General features: G+C 68.1%; 15 protein-coding genes. 6 read left to right on the forward strand and 9 right to left on the reverse strand.

Annotation, left to right across the window (positions count from 1 at the left end):
• Nucleotides 1-14 precede the first annotated feature (14 nt).
• On the forward strand, nucleotides 15-1,097 hold the full coding sequence (locus D7Y61_RS16780) for an HlyD family secretion protein (protein ID WP_180867908.1): 1,083 nt from the start codon (nucleotides 15-17) through the stop codon (nucleotides 1,095-1,097).
• Nucleotides 1,094-2,506 (forward strand): efflux transporter outer membrane subunit, encoded by a 1,413-nt coding sequence (locus D7Y61_RS16785; protein WP_180867910.1) that lies wholly within the window; start codon nucleotides 1,094-1,096, stop codon nucleotides 2,504-2,506. The genes D7Y61_RS16780 and D7Y61_RS16785 overlap by 4 nt, the downstream gene beginning before the upstream one ends.
• Nucleotides 2,507-2,616: 110 nt before the next feature.
• Here D7Y61_RS16785 and D7Y61_RS16790 read toward each other — a convergent pair whose 3' ends face one another.
• The 5 genes from D7Y61_RS16790 to D7Y61_RS16810 form a co-directional block, all read right to left on the reverse strand.
• A complete protein-coding gene (locus tag D7Y61_RS16790; protein WP_180867911.1) occupies nucleotides 2,617-2,955 on the reverse strand; it encodes a hypothetical protein in 339 nt (112 codons plus the stop codon).
• Between the two features lie 77 nt (nucleotides 2,956-3,032).
• The gene (locus tag D7Y61_RS16795) at nucleotides 3,033-3,974 is read right to left on the reverse strand and encodes a DegV family protein (RefSeq protein ID WP_180867913.1); all 942 of its coding nucleotides are present in this window, start codon (nucleotides 3,972-3,974) and stop codon (nucleotides 3,033-3,035) included.
• Nucleotides 3,975-4,069: 95 nt separating this feature from the next.
• A complete protein-coding gene (locus tag D7Y61_RS16800; RefSeq protein WP_180867915.1) occupies nucleotides 4,070-4,702 on the reverse strand; it encodes a 2-hydroxychromene-2-carboxylate isomerase in 633 nt (210 codons plus the stop codon).
• 20 nt (nucleotides 4,703-4,722) lie between these two features.
• Entirely contained in the window at nucleotides 4,723-6,006 is a 1,284-nt protein-coding gene (locus D7Y61_RS16805; protein WP_180867921.1) for an amidohydrolase family protein, read from the reverse strand.
• Nucleotides 6,006-7,415, reverse strand: a complete 1,410-nt coding sequence (locus tag D7Y61_RS16810) for an amidohydrolase (RefSeq protein ID WP_180867922.1) — start codon at nucleotides 7,413-7,415, stop codon at nucleotides 6,006-6,008. Before D7Y61_RS16810 ends, D7Y61_RS16805 begins: the two co-directional genes overlap by 1 nt.
• A gap of 151 nt (nucleotides 7,416-7,566) precedes the next feature.
• On the opposite strand from D7Y61_RS16810, the gene D7Y61_RS16815 reads away from it, so the two are divergent.
• Nucleotides 7,567-8,343, forward strand: a complete 777-nt coding sequence (locus D7Y61_RS16815; protein WP_005414446.1) for an AMP nucleosidase — start codon at nucleotides 7,567-7,569, stop codon at nucleotides 8,341-8,343.
• Nucleotides 8,344-8,386: 43 nt separating this feature from the next.
• Nucleotides 8,387-8,926 (forward strand): DUF924 family protein, encoded by a 540-nt coding sequence (locus tag D7Y61_RS16820; protein ID WP_005410992.1) that lies wholly within the window; start codon nucleotides 8,387-8,389, stop codon nucleotides 8,924-8,926.
• A 77-nt stretch (nucleotides 8,927-9,003) separates the two neighbouring features.
• Here D7Y61_RS16820 and grxD read toward each other — a convergent pair whose 3' ends face one another.
• Nucleotides 9,004-9,930, reverse strand: a complete 927-nt coding sequence (gene grxD / locus D7Y61_RS16825; RefSeq protein ID WP_180867923.1) for a Grx4 family monothiol glutaredoxin — start codon at nucleotides 9,928-9,930, stop codon at nucleotides 9,004-9,006.
• Between the two features lie 59 nt (nucleotides 9,931-9,989).
• Here grxD and D7Y61_RS16830 point away from each other — a divergent pair, with 59 nt between their 5' ends.
• Complete coding sequence (locus D7Y61_RS16830; RefSeq protein ID WP_180867924.1) at nucleotides 9,990-10,769, forward strand: polysaccharide deacetylase family protein; 780 nt, start codon at nucleotides 9,990-9,992, stop codon at nucleotides 10,767-10,769.
• A gap of 448 nt (nucleotides 10,770-11,217) precedes the next feature.
• On the opposite strand, the gene D7Y61_RS16835 is transcribed toward D7Y61_RS16830, so the two are convergent.
• The 3 genes from D7Y61_RS16835 to D7Y61_RS16845 are packed head-to-tail and all read right to left on the reverse strand — an operon-like array spanning nucleotide 11,218 to nucleotide 13,837.
• Nucleotides 11,218-11,937 (reverse strand): class I SAM-dependent methyltransferase, encoded by a 720-nt coding sequence (locus D7Y61_RS16835; protein WP_180867925.1) that lies wholly within the window; start codon nucleotides 11,935-11,937, stop codon nucleotides 11,218-11,220.
• Nucleotides 11,938-11,941: 4 nt separating this feature from the next.
• Nucleotides 11,942-12,559, reverse strand: coding sequence for a GDSL-type esterase/lipase family protein (locus D7Y61_RS16840; RefSeq protein WP_180867926.1), 618 nt, complete (start codon nucleotides 12,557-12,559; stop codon nucleotides 11,942-11,944).
• A 3-nt stretch (nucleotides 12,560-12,562) separates the two neighbouring features.
• Complete coding sequence (locus D7Y61_RS16845) at nucleotides 12,563-13,837, reverse strand: pyridoxal phosphate-dependent aminotransferase (protein WP_180867928.1); 1,275 nt, start codon at nucleotides 13,835-13,837, stop codon at nucleotides 12,563-12,565.
• 114 nt (nucleotides 13,838-13,951) lie between these two features.
• On the opposite strand from D7Y61_RS16845, the gene rsgA reads away from it, so the two are divergent.
• A complete protein-coding gene (rsgA, locus tag D7Y61_RS16850; protein ID WP_180867973.1) occupies nucleotides 13,952-15,061 on the forward strand; it encodes a ribosome small subunit-dependent GTPase A in 1,110 nt (369 codons plus the stop codon).
• The last annotated feature ends 56 nt before the right edge of the window (nucleotides 15,062-15,117 follow it).

The following is a 15,117-nucleotide window of genomic DNA, read 5'->3' on the forward strand; positions in this document are numbered from 1 at the left end:
CGCAGGAACCCCTCATGACGATCAATCGAACCACTCTCCACACCGGCCTGGGCCTGGGCGTACTGGCCCTGGCCATCGGCGCCTGGCTGCTGCTGCGAGACTCTGGCCACCAGAGCACCAACAATGCGTACGTCGTGGCCGACTACACCCTGGTGGCTCCGAAGATTCCCGGCTTCGTCAGTGCCGTGGACGTGGAGGACAACCAGTCGGTGAAGGCCGGAGACGTGCTGGCCCGCATCGACGACCGTGACTACCAGGTGGCGCTGCAGGCGGCCCGTGCCGACCTTGCCAACGCCCGCGCACAGCTCGCCAACGCACAGGCCGCACTGGCCCAGCAGGATTCGCTGATCGAGCAGGCCAGGGCCAGTGTTGATGTCAGCCGTTCCGAACTGACCCTGGCCAGTGCCGACCAGCAGCGCTACCGCGAACTGGCCCGTGACGGCGCCGGAACCGTACAGAACGCGCAGCAGGCGCAGTCCAAGCAGGCCGTGGCCAGTGCCCACCTGCAGCAGGGCCAGGCGGCGCTGTCGACCGCGCGCCAGCGCACCGACATCCTGACCGCCGGTGTGCAGGCTGCGCAGGCCGCGGTGCAACGCGCGGAAGCGGCGCAGGCCCGCGCCGAACTGGATCTGTCGCACACCGTGCTGCGTGCACCGATCGACGGCATGGTCGGTCGTCGTGCAGTGCGCGTAGGTGCCTACCTGACCCCGGGCACCCCGGTGGCCGCGGTGGTGCCGCTGAAGCGTGCCTTCGTGGTCGCCAACTTCCAGGAAACACAGATGACCCGCATGCAGGCCGGCCAGCAGGTCGAACTGAAGGTGGACGTGTTCCCGGGCAAGCCACTGCGCGGGCACATCGACAGCATCGCGCCGGCCACCGGCGTCACCTTCGCCGCCGTGGCACCGGAGAACGCCACCGGCAACTTCACCAAGGTGGTGCAGCGCATTCCGGTGAAGATCGTGCTGGAGCCGGGTCAGCCGCTGCTGGACCAGCTGCGTGCCGGCATGTCGGTGGAAGCCAGTGTCGACCTGGGCAGCCGTGCACGCGCGCAGAGCGTGCAGCACAGTCCGGGCCATGCGGCCGGGGAGGGTGCATGAGCGCAGTCACCTTGTTCCGCACCTTCGTTGCGGCCAGCCTGTGCACGGCCCTGGCTGCCTGCACGATGGGCCCGGACTTCGTGCGCCCACAGGCGGAACTGCCCAGTCACTGGCAGGGCGAGGCCGTCGCCGGCAATGCCATCGACCAGGACGCCGCCTGGTGGGCTGGTTTCGACGACCCGTTGCTGGGCCAGCTGGCCAGCCAGGTGCTGGAGGCCAACCTGGACCTGCAGCTGGCGGCCAACCGCGTGCAGCAGAGCCGCGCCGCGCGTGGCATCACCGCTGCTGACCGTCTTCCGAGCGTCGGTGCCAGCGTCAGTGGTACGCGTGCACGCAACAGCGAGGTGGGCTTGAACGATCCGTCCGGCAACGGCGGTCGTGATGACTATGGGCTGTTCCAGGCCGGCATCGGCCTGAGCTGGGAACTGGATCTGTGGGGGCGCGTGCGCCGCCAGGTGGAAGCCGCCGATGCACGCGTGCAGATGGCCGAGGAGGACGCCCATGCGGTGCGCATCGCGCTGCTGGCGGAAACCGCGCGTGACTACCTGCAGCTGCGTGCAACGCGGCAGTTGCTGGCGATCACCGAGGATAACCTCAGCATCGCCCACGACATCAAGCGCCTGACGGAAGCACGCCAACGCCAGGGCGTTGCAAGCACGCTTCAGGTGTCCAGTGCGGCGGCGCAGGTGGCATCGCTGCAGGCACGCATCGCGCCATTGCGGCATCGTGAATCGCAGTTGCGCAATGCACTGGCGTTCCTGCTGGCGCAGCCTCCGCAGGCACTGGATGCGCAGCTGCAGAATGCACGCCGTGACTGGCCCGCACTGCCGGCCGTTGCGGTGGGGCTGCCCAGCGAACTGGCCGAGCGTCGCCCGGACATCCGCCGTGCCGAAGCGGCATTGCATGCCGCAACGGCGGGCATCGGCGTGGCCAAGGCCAGTTTCCTGCCGCGCATCACCTTGAACGGCGACGCAGGCTTCCAGGCCAAGCAACTGGATGATCTGGATGGCTGGAACGCACATCGCTTCAGCATCGGGCCGTCGATCAGTCTGCCGATCTTCCAGGGCGGCCGGCTGAAGGCCAGCCTCGCGTTGAGCAAGCTGCAGCAGCAACAGTCGTCGCTGCATTTCCAGCGCACGGTGCTGCAGGCCTGGCATGAAGTGGACGACGCCATCGATGGCTACGCCGCCGAACAGCAGCGCACCGTGCAGCTGCACGTGTCGGTGGACGAAAGCGAGACCGCGCTGGGTGCGGCGCGCCGGCAGTACCAGGCCGGCGTTGTCGACATGCTGGACGTGCTGACCACCCAGCGCATCGCACTGGACAACCAGGCCGCGCTGGCCAACAGCCAGGCCACGGCCGCGATCGCACGGGTGGAGCTGTACCGCGCGCTGGGTGGCGGCTGGTAGGGAAATTGAAACGCCGGGCCATGCCCGGCGGCTCGTCGGTAGTTGCCAACCTTGGTTGGCAGCATTTCTCAGAGGCGCCAACCAAGGTTGGCGCCTACCAGAGCGTGGCCTCAACGCACGTCGCGCAGTTCCCAATGGTGGCCGGCCAGCAGGCGCAGGCGCTGCTTGAAGACGTCGCTGTCGATGCGGGTGGTGGCCACCAGGTTGATGCGCAGGTCCTTCTGCTCGCCGGTCACGGTGGCCTCCGGGTCGGTCACGCCCCACTGCGGTTCCACCGCATCCGGGTCGGGCTGCTTGGCCTTCCAGCGCTCGAACAGCGTGCCGTGGCGCAGGGCGTCCTGCAGCTCTTCGGCGAAACCGGCGGCGCCCTGCGAATGGAAGGACAGGTCAGGGTCGTTGCCGCGGGCCCTGGACGGGTCGGGCAGGCTGATGTGGTACTGCGCAGGCATGGAGTTCTCCTTGATGTGCGGGAAGACTGACACAACCGCGGTGGAATCGATGTGCAGATCCGCGCGGCGATGGGGCCTCACTCAAACCGATGCGGCCCATCGGCAAAGCCCACGGTGACCGCGCCCTTGCCGACATTGACCATGCCGGTCAGGCTCATCACCGATTCGTACACGGCCACGCCATGGCTGGCGCAGACTTCTTTCAGCGGTGCATAGCCGGGCAGGGTGCGCAGCTCGTCCAGTTCCCCGCCGTAGCTGACGCACACGGTCGGTGTCATCAACCCGGCGCGCACGCGCTGGCCGACCACCGCGAACAGTTTCTGCACCGCATTGTCGAAGCCCTTGATCTTGGCGACCGGTCCGGTCTCGCCACGGTAGCCATGCAGCACCGGCTTGATGTCCAGTGCGCTGCCCAGTGCGGCACTGAGCAGGCCGACACTGCGGTCGCCCTTGTGCCGTGCGCGCGCACGCATGTAGTAGAGGTCACGGGTGACCATGTAGCCATGCACGTTGCCGGCCAGTTCCTCCAGCCGTTCGCGGATCTGCTGCACGCTGGCGTTGCTGTCGCGCAGGCGCACCGCTTCCACCGCGGTCACCGCCTGGGCAGCGAACAGGTTCTGTGTATCGAGTACGCGCAGTGCGAAAGGTGAGTTGTAGCCCGCCGCCTGCCGAACCGGCTTGTAGTCGTTGAGGATGGCGAAGCTGGCCTGCAGCGCGTTGTCGTGGATCGGGCTGCGGGTCTTGGTGATGGTCATGCAGAACACGTGGTCGTAATCGATCACCAGCTGCTGCAGGAACAGGTCGCGGATCTGGTTGACGCTGAAGGGGATGGTTTCCGCTTCAGCGCCATGCTCAGCCACGTGCGCGTGCAGGAAGCTCAACGTGGCTTGCTCATCGCGGTGATCGGCCAGCACCGCTTCGCCGATGCGGACGGTGATCGGCAGCAGCACGATGTTGTGCTCGGCAATGAAGTCCTGCGGCAGATCGCAGGCCGAGTCGACGACGATTCCGATGCGCATCCGCGGCTCCCCCTCCAGGGCGGTTGTAGGTTCGGAAACGTGAAATCTATCTCAAATCCTGGTCCGGCGCGCGAGGGAAACGCGCCACGCCCTGTTCAGCGACTGCGCTGCACCGCCACCGGCAGTTCGGCCAGGCGCTGCCATTCGGGTTGCCGCAGCAGGCCAGGATCGGCCAGCACTGCCGCCATCAACGGGTGGGTGTCGTTGCCCCAGAACAGCTCTCCATCAATGGCCAAGGTTGGCACGCCGAAGACGCCGGCGGCGATCGCGGCCTCGGTGTTGCGCCGCAGTTGCTCCTTCACCGCCGGATCGGCAATGGCAGCCGCGACATCCTCGATGCCCAGCTGTGCGCCCGGTTCGCGCAGGGCCTCGGCGCTGTCACCGGCGCGGCCCTCGCGCCAGATCCAGTCGAACAGCACGTCCACCGCCTGCGTGCCGGCGCCGGCGGCCAGGCACAGGCGCAGCGCCGACAACGGGTTGAACGGATGACCGGGCGGAAAGCGCAGCGGCGTGCCCTCGGTCTGCGCGGTCCACAGCAGCTGGCGATACATGAAGCGCCGTTTTGCGGGTATTTCCGCCGGTCCAAGATTGCCCAGATGATGCAGCACCGCACCGAAGGCGATCGGCACGGTCTGGATCTGCGCGAACTGTGGCAGTTGCTTCAGCTTCTGCCAGTGCAGGTAGGAGTAAGGCGAAACAAAGTCGAAGTACCAGCGCAGCGTCGCCATCGGTGTGTCCTCGTGTGCGGTCAGGGCTGCGCGTTGCGCTGCAGGTAGCGGTCGCGCAGTTCGGTCTGGCGCGAGCGCATCGGCATTGCACGGCCGCCCAGCCAGACCTGCTCGGCATAGTGCGCCACGTCCAGCGGATCGCCCTCCCACAGCACCAGGTCGGCACGCTTGCCGGGCTCGATGCTGCCGATCTGGTCGGCCACCCCGAACGCCTGTGCGGGCACCCGGGTCAGCCCGGCCAGGCCATCGGCCCACGGCAGACCGTTGGCCACCGCGTTGCCGGCCAGCTGGCGCATCTTGCGCGCGTTGTGGGTGGCGTCGCCGCGCTGCACGAACGACACCGGTACGCCTGCGTGCTGCAGCCGCGCTGCGTTTTCCAGCGTGGCGCCGATCTGGTCGAAGCTGGCCGGCAGGTTGGCCAGCACGTCGACGAACACCGGCACGTGCGCAGCGGCCAGCTCCGGCGCCACCTGCCACGCTTCGCTGGCACCGGCGATGGCGATCTTCACCTTCTCGCGGGCGGCCCAGCGCAGCAACTGGCGGATATCGGCGGCGCGATCCACCTCCACCACGATGCGGCCCTGGCCGGCCAGGTAGCGGCTGAGCGTGCGGCGCCCGGCCGGCGTCAGCAGTGCGTGCGGCGAGTCCGCAGCGACCTGTCCGCGTGCCTCGTCGATCATCTGCTGCAGCAGCATCCATTGCGCGGCACGCGAATGCCCGGTCAGCTCGGAGGCCGCTGCGCCGATGCGCAGGAACAGGGCGCGCGGGCCGATCGGGTCGGCGCTGCCGTCCAGCCGCATCACGCCGCCCTGGCCCGCCACGAAACCACCGCCGGTGGCAGCGCCCAACGCAGTGAAGCCGATGCCTTCCAGGCGCGTGACCGGAATCAGCACCGAGGCCGGGTTGTAGGCGAGGGTGACGTCGAATTCCGGGCGCAGCGGCTGCTCACCGAGCTTCAACGAACTGTCCACCGTGCTCGATTCACCCGAGACCTCTTCGATGCCGGTCTCGGTGATGCCCCCGAACAGGGCGGGGGTCAGCGGCCGGCCATTGGCTTCGACCACAGTCGCTCCGGCCGGCGCCGACAGGCCGGGGCCGACCGCGCGGATGACGCCGCCCTGGACCAGCACATCGGCGTTCTGCAGGCTGCCGCGCGCGCTGGCGGTGTGCACCGTGGCATTGCGCACCAGCAGATCCTGCGCCGATGCGGATGCGGACATGCAGGCCAGCACGATGACAGTAGCGCCGAGCCATGCTCGGCCGCCCTTCGCTGCAGACTGCGCCAACTGCTTGAGCACCACCATCAGCGCACCTCCTGGCCAAGCTGGAAATCGGAACGTGGCGTCGTCGCCGGTGCACTGCGGTCGTACAGGCGGCGTCCGTCGATGAAGACCTGCTCAGCCAGTGCGTACGAACTGAAGGGGTTGCCGTTCCACACCACTACATCGGCCATCTTGCCGGCTTCCAGGGTGCCGGTCTGGCCCTCGATGCCCAGCGCCTTGGCGGCGTTGGCGGTCATCCAGGTGATGGCGTGCTCGGGCGTGATCTCCGGCATGCGCGCGCGGCGCGCGGATGCCATTACCTTGGCCGCTTCCTGGTTCAGGCGCTGGATGCCTTCGGGCGAATCGGAATGGACGATGGCGCAGCTGTTCTTCGGTCGGTCGACCAGCGCGATGTTCTCGGGAATGCCGTCGAAGGCCTCCATCTTGAAGCCCCACCAGTCGGTCCACAGCGCACCACAGACGCCGTCGGCGGCCAGCCGGTCGGCCAGCTTGTAGGCCTCCACGCCGTGGTGGAAAGCGGCCACCTTGAAGCCGAATTCCTTGGCCAGATCGAGCATGGTGGCCATCTCGTCGGCGCGGTAGCAGTGGATGTGCACGCGGATGTCGCCTTCGATCGCGCCGGCCAGCGTGTCCAGCTTGAGATCGCGCTTGCCGCCGGCATCACCGGCGCTGTCGCCCTTGTCGCTGCCGAACCAGCCCTTGCGCTTGGCCGGCTTGGGTTTGTTCTTGGCGATGTAGTCGGCGGCATCAATGAAGGCCGCGCGGTAGCCGGCCACGTTGCCCATCCGCGTGGCCGGGGTCACGCCCTTGCCTTCGCCGTAGACCCGCTTGGGGTTCTCGCCGCAGGCCATTTTCAGCCCCCACGGTGCGCCGGGAAACTTCATCGCCTGGTAGGTGATGGCCGGTACGTTCTTCAGGGTCACGCCACGGCCACCGACCAGGTTGGCCGAGCCCGGCAGCACCTGCATGCTGGTCACGCCGCCGGCCAGCGCGGTAGCGAAGCCCGGGTCCTGCGGCCACACCGAGTGTTCGGCCCAGACGTTGGCGGTGACCGGCGCGGTCATCTCGTTGCCGTCGCTGTGCGCGCCGACGCCGGGGCTGGGGTACACGCCCAGGTGCGAGTGCACGTCGATCAGGCCGGGGGTGACCCATTTGCCATGCGCATCGATGCGGGTGATACCGGCATCGGCCTGCAGCTGGGGACCGACGGCAGCAATACGGCCATCGCGCAGCAGCACGTCGGCGTTGTCCAGGCGTTGGCCGGTGCCGGTCAGCACGGTAGCGTTCTGGATCAGTACCGGCGCATCGGGATGGGCCTGGTAGGTGCTGGGGTAGGGGTCGGCGACGAAGCGCGAGGCGCCCACCGCAGGAGCCGTGCTCAATGAAAGCAGCGCCAGGGCCACCCCGGCGCGCAACAACGTCGATGCCATGCAGTTCCCCTTGCGGCTTGGTCCAACCGCCGAAGCTAGCCGGGTAGCCGCCAGCTTGCCAAGTGACCTTCTTCACAGGCTGGACGTCGCCATCTCGACGGCACCGCCCTGCTGGCCGAAAATACCCGGTCCCCGCCGTACCGGACCGCCCATGAAGAGCAAGCAGGAAATCGTCGACAACTGGCTGCCGCGCTATACCGGCGTGCCCCTGGACCAGTTCGGCCAGCACATCCTGCTGACCAACTTCGGCGGCTACCTGCACACCTTTTCCGAGCTGACCGGTGCGCCCGTCATCGGCCTGGACCGGCCGATGGCCAGCGCCACGATCGACGGCATCACCATGATCAACTTCGGCATGGGCAGCCCCAATGCCGCGATCATCATGGACCTGCTGTCGGCGGTGATGCCCAAGGCGGTGCTGTTCCTGGGCAAGTGCGGTGGCCTCAAGCGCAAGAACCAGCTGGGCGACCTGGTGCTGCCGATCGCTGCGATCCGGGGCGAGGGTACCTCGGGCGATTACCTGCCGCCGGAAGTACCGGCGTTGCCGGCGTTCGCGCTGCAGCGTGCGGTCTCGACCATGATCCGCGACCTCGGCCACGACTACTGGACGGGTACGGTCTACACCACCAACCGCCGGGTCTGGGAACACGATGAGGCCTTCAAGGAGCGGCTGCGGGCGATGCGCTGCATGGCCATCGACATGGAGACGGCCACGGTGTTCGCCGCCGGCTTTGCCAACCACATCCCCAGTGGCGCGCTGCTGCTGGTCTCGGACCAGCCGATGATCCCTGACGGGGTCAAGACCGAGGCCTCCGATGCCAAGGTCAGCTCCCAGTTCGTGGAAAACCATATCCAGATCGGTATCGAGGCGCTTAAGCTTATCCGGCGCAACGGCAAGTCGGTCCGCCACCTGCGCTTTGACGAATGATGATGAAGGCCGGGCGCGGGGCGTCCGGGCCTGGGAGTAGGTGATGGACGTTGCCGCGCAAGTGGTGGAATTCTGGAAGGAGGCGGGCCCTGCGAAGTGGTTCGCCCGCGACGACGCGTTCGACGCGCAGTTCCGCCAGTTGTTCCTGGATGAGCATTTCGCCGCTGCTTCGCGCGCGCGCGAGCATTGGCTGGGCAGTGCCGAAGGGGCGCTGGCCCTGATGTTGCTGCTGGACCAGTTCCCGCGCAACTGCTTCCGGGGCACTGCCCATTCCTATGCCACCGATGGCCTGGCGCGGCACTACGCCATGCGCGCGATCGAGGAAGGGCTGGACCTGCAGCTGGTCCCCAAGCTGCGTGCTTTCATCTACCTGCCGTTCGAGCACTCCGAGGATCCGTTGGACCAGGATCGTTCGGTAGCGATGTTCGACGTGCTGGGTGACAAGGAATACCTGCAGTACGCCGAACTGCACCGCGACATCATCCGTCGCTTCGGCCGTTTCCCGCACCGCAACGCCGTGCTCGGTCGTTTCCCCACGGCAGAAGAGCTGGATTACCTGGCCGAAGGCGGGTTTGCCGGATAAGAAAAAGGGGACGGACGGAATTAAGTCGTTTATGCCACAAACGACTTAATTCCGTCCGTCCCCTTTTTCAGTGCCGATCAGTACTTCGGCACGCCGTTGTCCACGTCTTCAGACCAGGCATTGATGCCGCCGGTGACGTTGAACACCTTGGTGAAGCCCAGTGCACGGAACTGCTCGGCAGCCTGTGCGCTGCGGCCGCCGTGGTGGCACAGGAAGGCCAGCGCGGTGTCCTTGGGCAGGGCTTCCAGGTCGGCACGGCCGTTGCCGTCGAAGCTCCTGAACGGTACGCCGACCGCTGCGATGGCGCGTTCGTCGGCCGGGCGCACGTCCACCAGGGTGATGTTGCCGGCACGCACCAGGTCGTCGGCATCACGCACGCTGATTTCCTGCACCGGCTTGGGCGCGTTCGGGTTGTCGATCGCCAGGCCCTTGCCGCGGATGTCGTCCACCCAGTCGATGGTGATGCCGTTGGCGCGGCGCGCGCTGGCCAGGTCGAACTGCACGCGCAGGCCGTTGGACTCGGCCGCGATCGCGCCTTCATCGTGCGGGGCCAGCTGGAAGTTCGGCTGGAAGCCGGCGTCGATGCTCAGCTGCAGGGCGGCGCCGGGGGCGTCGGCCAGCGCGCCCTTGAGCATTTCCACGGCGGCCGGGGTGACGGTGATGCTCGGCGGGGTGCGGTCCGGTGCGGCCAGGCCCAGCACGCTGCTCAGCTCGCCGCTGGCGGCCATCTGCAGCACGATGTCGCTGCCGCCGACCAGCTCGCCGTCGATGTACAGCTGCGGGATGGTCGGCCAGTCGCCGTAGGCCTTGATGCCTTCACGGATTTCCTGATCGGCCAGCACGTTGACGTGGGCGAACTCAACGCCGAGGTCCTGCAGGGCGCCCACGGCCTTTGCCGAGAAACCACACTGCGGCATGGACGGCTGGCCCTTCATGAACAGCACGACGCGGTTGGCGTTGAGAATGGATTCGATGCGCGAACGCAGAGCGGGATCGAGGGACATGGACGTCGGGTTTCCGGGAATTCGAATCATCAATTCTAACCCCCATGGCATCATGGGGGATGAGCAACGCAGGAACATTGCATCGCATCCCGGCCCGCCCCTGGCGCTGGCTGCCCTGGCTGGTGGCGTCGCAGCTGGCCGTGATCCTGGTCTGGGCGCTGGCGGGCTGGCAGTGGGGCCTGCCGCTGATGGTGGTCAGCCACGCAGTGTTCATGGTGCCGGTGTTCCTGCCCAACAGCCGCTTCTATGCGCCGGTGCTGAGCCGGCTGCCGGAGGCCGGCAACACGGTATGGCTGACCATCGATGACGGCCCCGGCCCGGAAACCCGCGCCGTGCTCGACCTGCTGGACCGCCACCAGGCGCGCGCCACCTTCTTCCTGGTGGGGGAACGTGCGCTGGCACAGCCGGAACTGGTGACCGAGATCCTGCGCCGTGGCCACGACCTGGGCAATCACAGCCACAGCCATCCGCAGGCACGCTTCTGGCGGCTGGGCCCGGCCGCGATGCGTGCCGAGATCGAAGGCTGCCAGCACGCGCTGCAGTCCCTGGGTGGCCATCCAGTGCGCTGGTACCGCTCGGTGGTGGGCATGACCAATCCGTTCGTGGCGCCGGTGTTGAAGGCCCAGGGCCTGCTGCGCGTGGGCTGGAGTGCCCGTGGCTACGACGGCGTCGGCTGCACGCCGGAGGGCGTGCTGGCGCGGCTGCTGCCCGACCTGCGCCCCGGCGCCATCGTGCTGCTGCATGAAGGCGCCGCCCACGGTCACAACCTGGCGATCATCGAGCGCGTGCTGCAGGCGCTGGACGAGCGCGGCTTGAAGGCGCAACTGCCGGCCTCGTAGTGCCGGACTCGCTCCGCATGGAGCAGCCGAGCGTGGGCTCGGCTCTACAGGGGCAGGCGATCATCCTGTAGCGCCCGAGCCGATGCTCGGGCGGCGGTGCGCAGCACCGGAAAACGTCGGAGAGCAGCCGAGCGTGGGCTCGGCTCTACAGGGGCAGGCGATCATCCTGTAGCGCCCGAGCCGATGCTCGGGCGGCGGTGCGCAGCACCGGAAAACGTCGGAGAGCAGCCGAGCGTGGGCTCGGCTCTACAGGGGCAGGCGATCATCCTGTAGCGCCCGAGCCGATGCTCGGGCGGCGGTGCGCAGCACCGGAAAACGTCGGAGAGCAGCCGAGCGTGGGCTCGGCTCTACAGGGGCAGGCGATCATCCTGTAGCGCCCGAGCCGATGCTCGGGCGGCGGTGCGCAGCACCGGAAAGCGTCGGAGAGCAGCCGAGCGTGGGCTCGGCTCTACACCTCAGGGCGTTCGGCCACCAGCAGCCAGCTGTTGAACGGCGTGCGCCCATGCAGCGGCCGGGGGGCGGTTGCCTGCAATCCCGCTTCGGCAAGCGTGGTCTGCAGCACCTCTGGATCGGGGTAGTGGCGCGGCCGCGTGCCCATCCAGCCGACCAGCCAGGCAAGCCGGTCCGCCACCCGGGTAGTGCGGTCGCGGCCATCGCCGGTGGCCAGCGGCGTGCGCAGCAACAGGCAGCCGCCGGGGGCCACCCGCGCACTGGCCGCGCGCAGCAGTGCCTGCTGTGGGCCCGCATCCAGGTACTGCAGCACGTCCAGCAGCAGGACGTGCCCGGCCTGCGCCGGCAGTGGTGCCTGCACGTCCACACAGTCGAAGCGCACGTCATGCAGCTCGGCGGCGGCGCGTTGCGCGCGGGCGATCTTGCCGGCATCCACGTCCACGCCCAGGTAGCGCTGGGTGCCGCCGCGCTGGCGCAGTACATGGGCGAACAGGCCCAGCCCGCAGCCGAGGTCCAGCACCGGCTGCCCGTCGTCAGGCAGATGCTGCATCACGCCGTCGTACAGCGGATCGCTGCCGAGCTTGCCGCGGGTGTAGTAGTAGTCGCGGCGGCTGCCCCAGGCCTTCGCCGGGCGGAACGCTTCGGCGATCAAGCGGGCCTGCGGGGCCGTCAGGGGAGTGCAGGGCAGGGGCGTGCCGTTCCGTGGCGTGCCATCCATCGTCTCAGTCCGTGCCGCCAAGCAGATGCGCGGCAACCGGCAGCGCGCGCGCGCTCCACAGCGCGTACATCCGTGCTGAAGGATGCAGGCCGTCCTCGGCGATCATCGTCGGGTCTTCGCCCTGCGCGCGGCTGATGTCGGTGATGTCGACGAAGGCCACACCGTGCCGGGTACTGATCACCTCGGCGGCGGCATTGAACTCGTCGGTCTCGATCTCGATCGCGGCCAGGTCGCGGCCACTGCCGGCGCCGAACGGGGTGGCACCCCAATCGGGGAAGGACAGCACCAGCACGCGGCCGGCATCACCGTCGGCGAAGCCGATCGCACGTTCCAGCAGGGCCTGGAACTGGCTGCGGTACTCGTCCAGCGGGCGCCCGCGGTACTGGTTGTTGACGCCGATCAGCAGGCTGACGAAATCGAACGGACCCTGCGGTGCGGTCGCGTCGATACCCGCGTGGAGTTCGTCGGTCGTCCAGCCGGTGGTCGCAATGGTCTGCGGGTCGGACAGGTCGATGCCCTGCGCACGCAGCGCGGCGGCCAGCTGGTGCGGCCAGCGGCCTTGAAACGCAACCGCTTCACCAATGGTGTACGAGTCGCCCAGCGCCAGGTAGGACAACGCCACGGCTCAGGCCACCGAGCGGCGCGGCTTCATCGGCACGACCTTGGTCGCGTCCTCGGCACGGCGCGCCAGCACGCGGTCGATGCGGGCGAACACATCGCGCATCACCGAGGCTTCCGGCATCAGGGTCACGCGGAAGTGATGGCGGTAGGGCACGTTGAAGCTTGAGCCCGGCACCACCAGCACGCCTTCGTTGTTCATCAGGTCCAGCGCGAAGGTGTGGTCGTCGAAGCCCTTCGCAGCGGCACCAACCACGGCCGGGAACGCATACAGCGCGCCGGCCGGCGCGACCAGCGACAGGTGCTCGCTGGCTTCGCAGGCCTCGATCACCGCGCGGCGGGTTTCATACAGGCGGCCGCCTGGCGTGCACAGCTCGGAGATGGTGTCCGGACCGTTCACCGCCGCCTCGATGGCGTACTGGCCCGGCACGTTGGCGCACAGGCGCAGCGCGCCCAACAGGTCCAGCGCGGCGCGGAAGTCACCCAGGCGGGCATCGTCGCCGCTGAGATGGGCCCAGCCCACGCGCCAGCCGCAGGCCCGGTGCACTTTGCTCAGGCCGCTGAAGGTCAGGCACGGATGGTCGCCGGCCAGCGGCGCGACCGGCTGGAACACCGCATCGTCGTACAGGATCTGGTCGTAGATCTCATCGACCAGCAGCAGCAGGTTGTGGCGGCGCGCGATCTCCACCACGCGCTCCAGCAGTTCGCGCGGGTAGCTGGCGCCGCTGGGATTGTTCGGATTGATCAGCACGATGGCGCGGGTGCGCGAAGAGACCAGCGTCTCGATCTCGCTCGGGTCTGGCTGGAAGCCGTTCTCCGGCGCGCAGCGGTAGTACACCGGGCGGCCATCGTTGAGGATGGTCGAAGCCGACCACAGCGGGTAGTCGGGCGAGGGCACCAGCACTTCATCGCCCGGGTTGAGCAGCGCACGCAGCGACAGGTCGATCAGCTCGCTGACGCCGTTGCCGAGGAAGACGCGGTCCGGGTGTGCATCGGGCGCGCCACGACGGGCGTAGTAGCTGGCGATGGCTTCGCGCGCCACCGGCAGGCCCTGCTGGTGGGTGTAGGGGTCGGTGCGGCCCATGTCGTCGGCGATCGCGTGCTGCAGGTGCTCGGGCGCGCGGAAACCGAAAGCGCCCGGATTGCCGATGTTGAGCTTGATCAGCTTGCGGCCCTGCGCCTCCAGTTCCCGGGCTCGCCGCGCCAGTTCTCCGCGGATTTCGTAGCGCACTTCGGAAAGGCGCTCGCGGATGGCCAGGGGCTTGGGCGAGGTGGTGGACATGGGAGCTGGGCCGTCAAATGGCATGGGGCTTCCATCCTACCGGAATTGCTGCACTGCATGGCAAGGGCGCAGGGCTTGCCGTTGTTGGGCTGGCAGGGCATCGGCACGGGTAGAATGGTGGCGATGACCCAGACCCCCGATTTCACCGCCCTGCAGACCATCGGCTGGCCCTGGCCGGGCCCGGCGCAGCAGGCCGACTGGCAGGCCGCGATGGCCGCACACCCGCAGGCCCGCCCGGCACGGGTGATCGAACAGCACCGCACCCACTACGTGGTGGCCGATGGTCCGGACGCCTCGATCAAGGCCGAATCGCTGCCGGAATGGCAACGCCCACGCTTCCCCAGCCATGAACGGCCGGCGGTGGGTGACTGGGTGCTGCTCGATGGCATCCGCATCGTCGCGCTGCTGCCGCGGCGTACCGCGATCAAGCGCGGTGCGGCCGGCGAGCATTACCACCAGCAGGTGATCGCAGCAAACATCGATACGGTGTTCATCGTCTGCGGCCTGGATGCCGACTTCAATCCGAGGCGCATCGAACGCTACCTGCTGCTGGTCGGCGGTGGTGGTGCCGAGCCGGTGGTGGTGCTGACCAAGGCTGACCAGACCGAGTACAGCGAAGACGCGCTGGCGGTGCTGGAAGAGCTGGAGATGCAGGGCATCGCCCTGCATGCGATCAACGGCCTGGATGCCGACAGCGTTGCCGTGCTGCAACCGTGGCTGGGCCCGGGCCGCACCGTGGTGCTGGTGGGCTCGTCCGGTGCCGGCAAGTCCACGTTGACCAACACCCTGCTCGGCGAGCAGCGGATGAAGACCAACGCGGTGCGTGCCAACGATTCGCGCGGCCGCCACACCACCACCCATCGTGCGCTGATGCCGCTGCCGACCGGCGCCTGCCTGATCGACACCCCCGGCATGCGCGAGCTGAAGCCGACCGGTGAAGAGACGCTGTCCGAAGGCGGCTTCGCCGATATCGAAGCGCTGGCCGCACAGTGCCGCTTCAACGACTGCAAGCACCAGCAGGAACCGGGCTGTGCCGTGCGTGCAGCGATCGAGGCAGGTGAGATCGAAGAGAGCCGCCTGCTGAACTACTTCAAGCTGAAGGACGAAGTGGCCGCCGCTGCTGCCAAGCTGGCCGTGCGCCAGGCTGAGACCGCGCAGGAGCGCGGCGGCAGGAAGGGCAAGGGCCAGCAGTTCCGCCCGGCCGGCAAGCCGCGTAGGCGCTGATCCCGTAGTACCGGAAACCTGCTCCTGGTGGGTGCCAACCTTGGTTGGCACGGAGG

Source organism: Stenotrophomonas maltophilia, from assembly GCF_013464485.1.
Classification (GTDB): domain Bacteria; phylum Pseudomonadota; class Gammaproteobacteria; order Xanthomonadales; family Xanthomonadaceae; genus Stenotrophomonas; species Stenotrophomonas maltophilia_AW.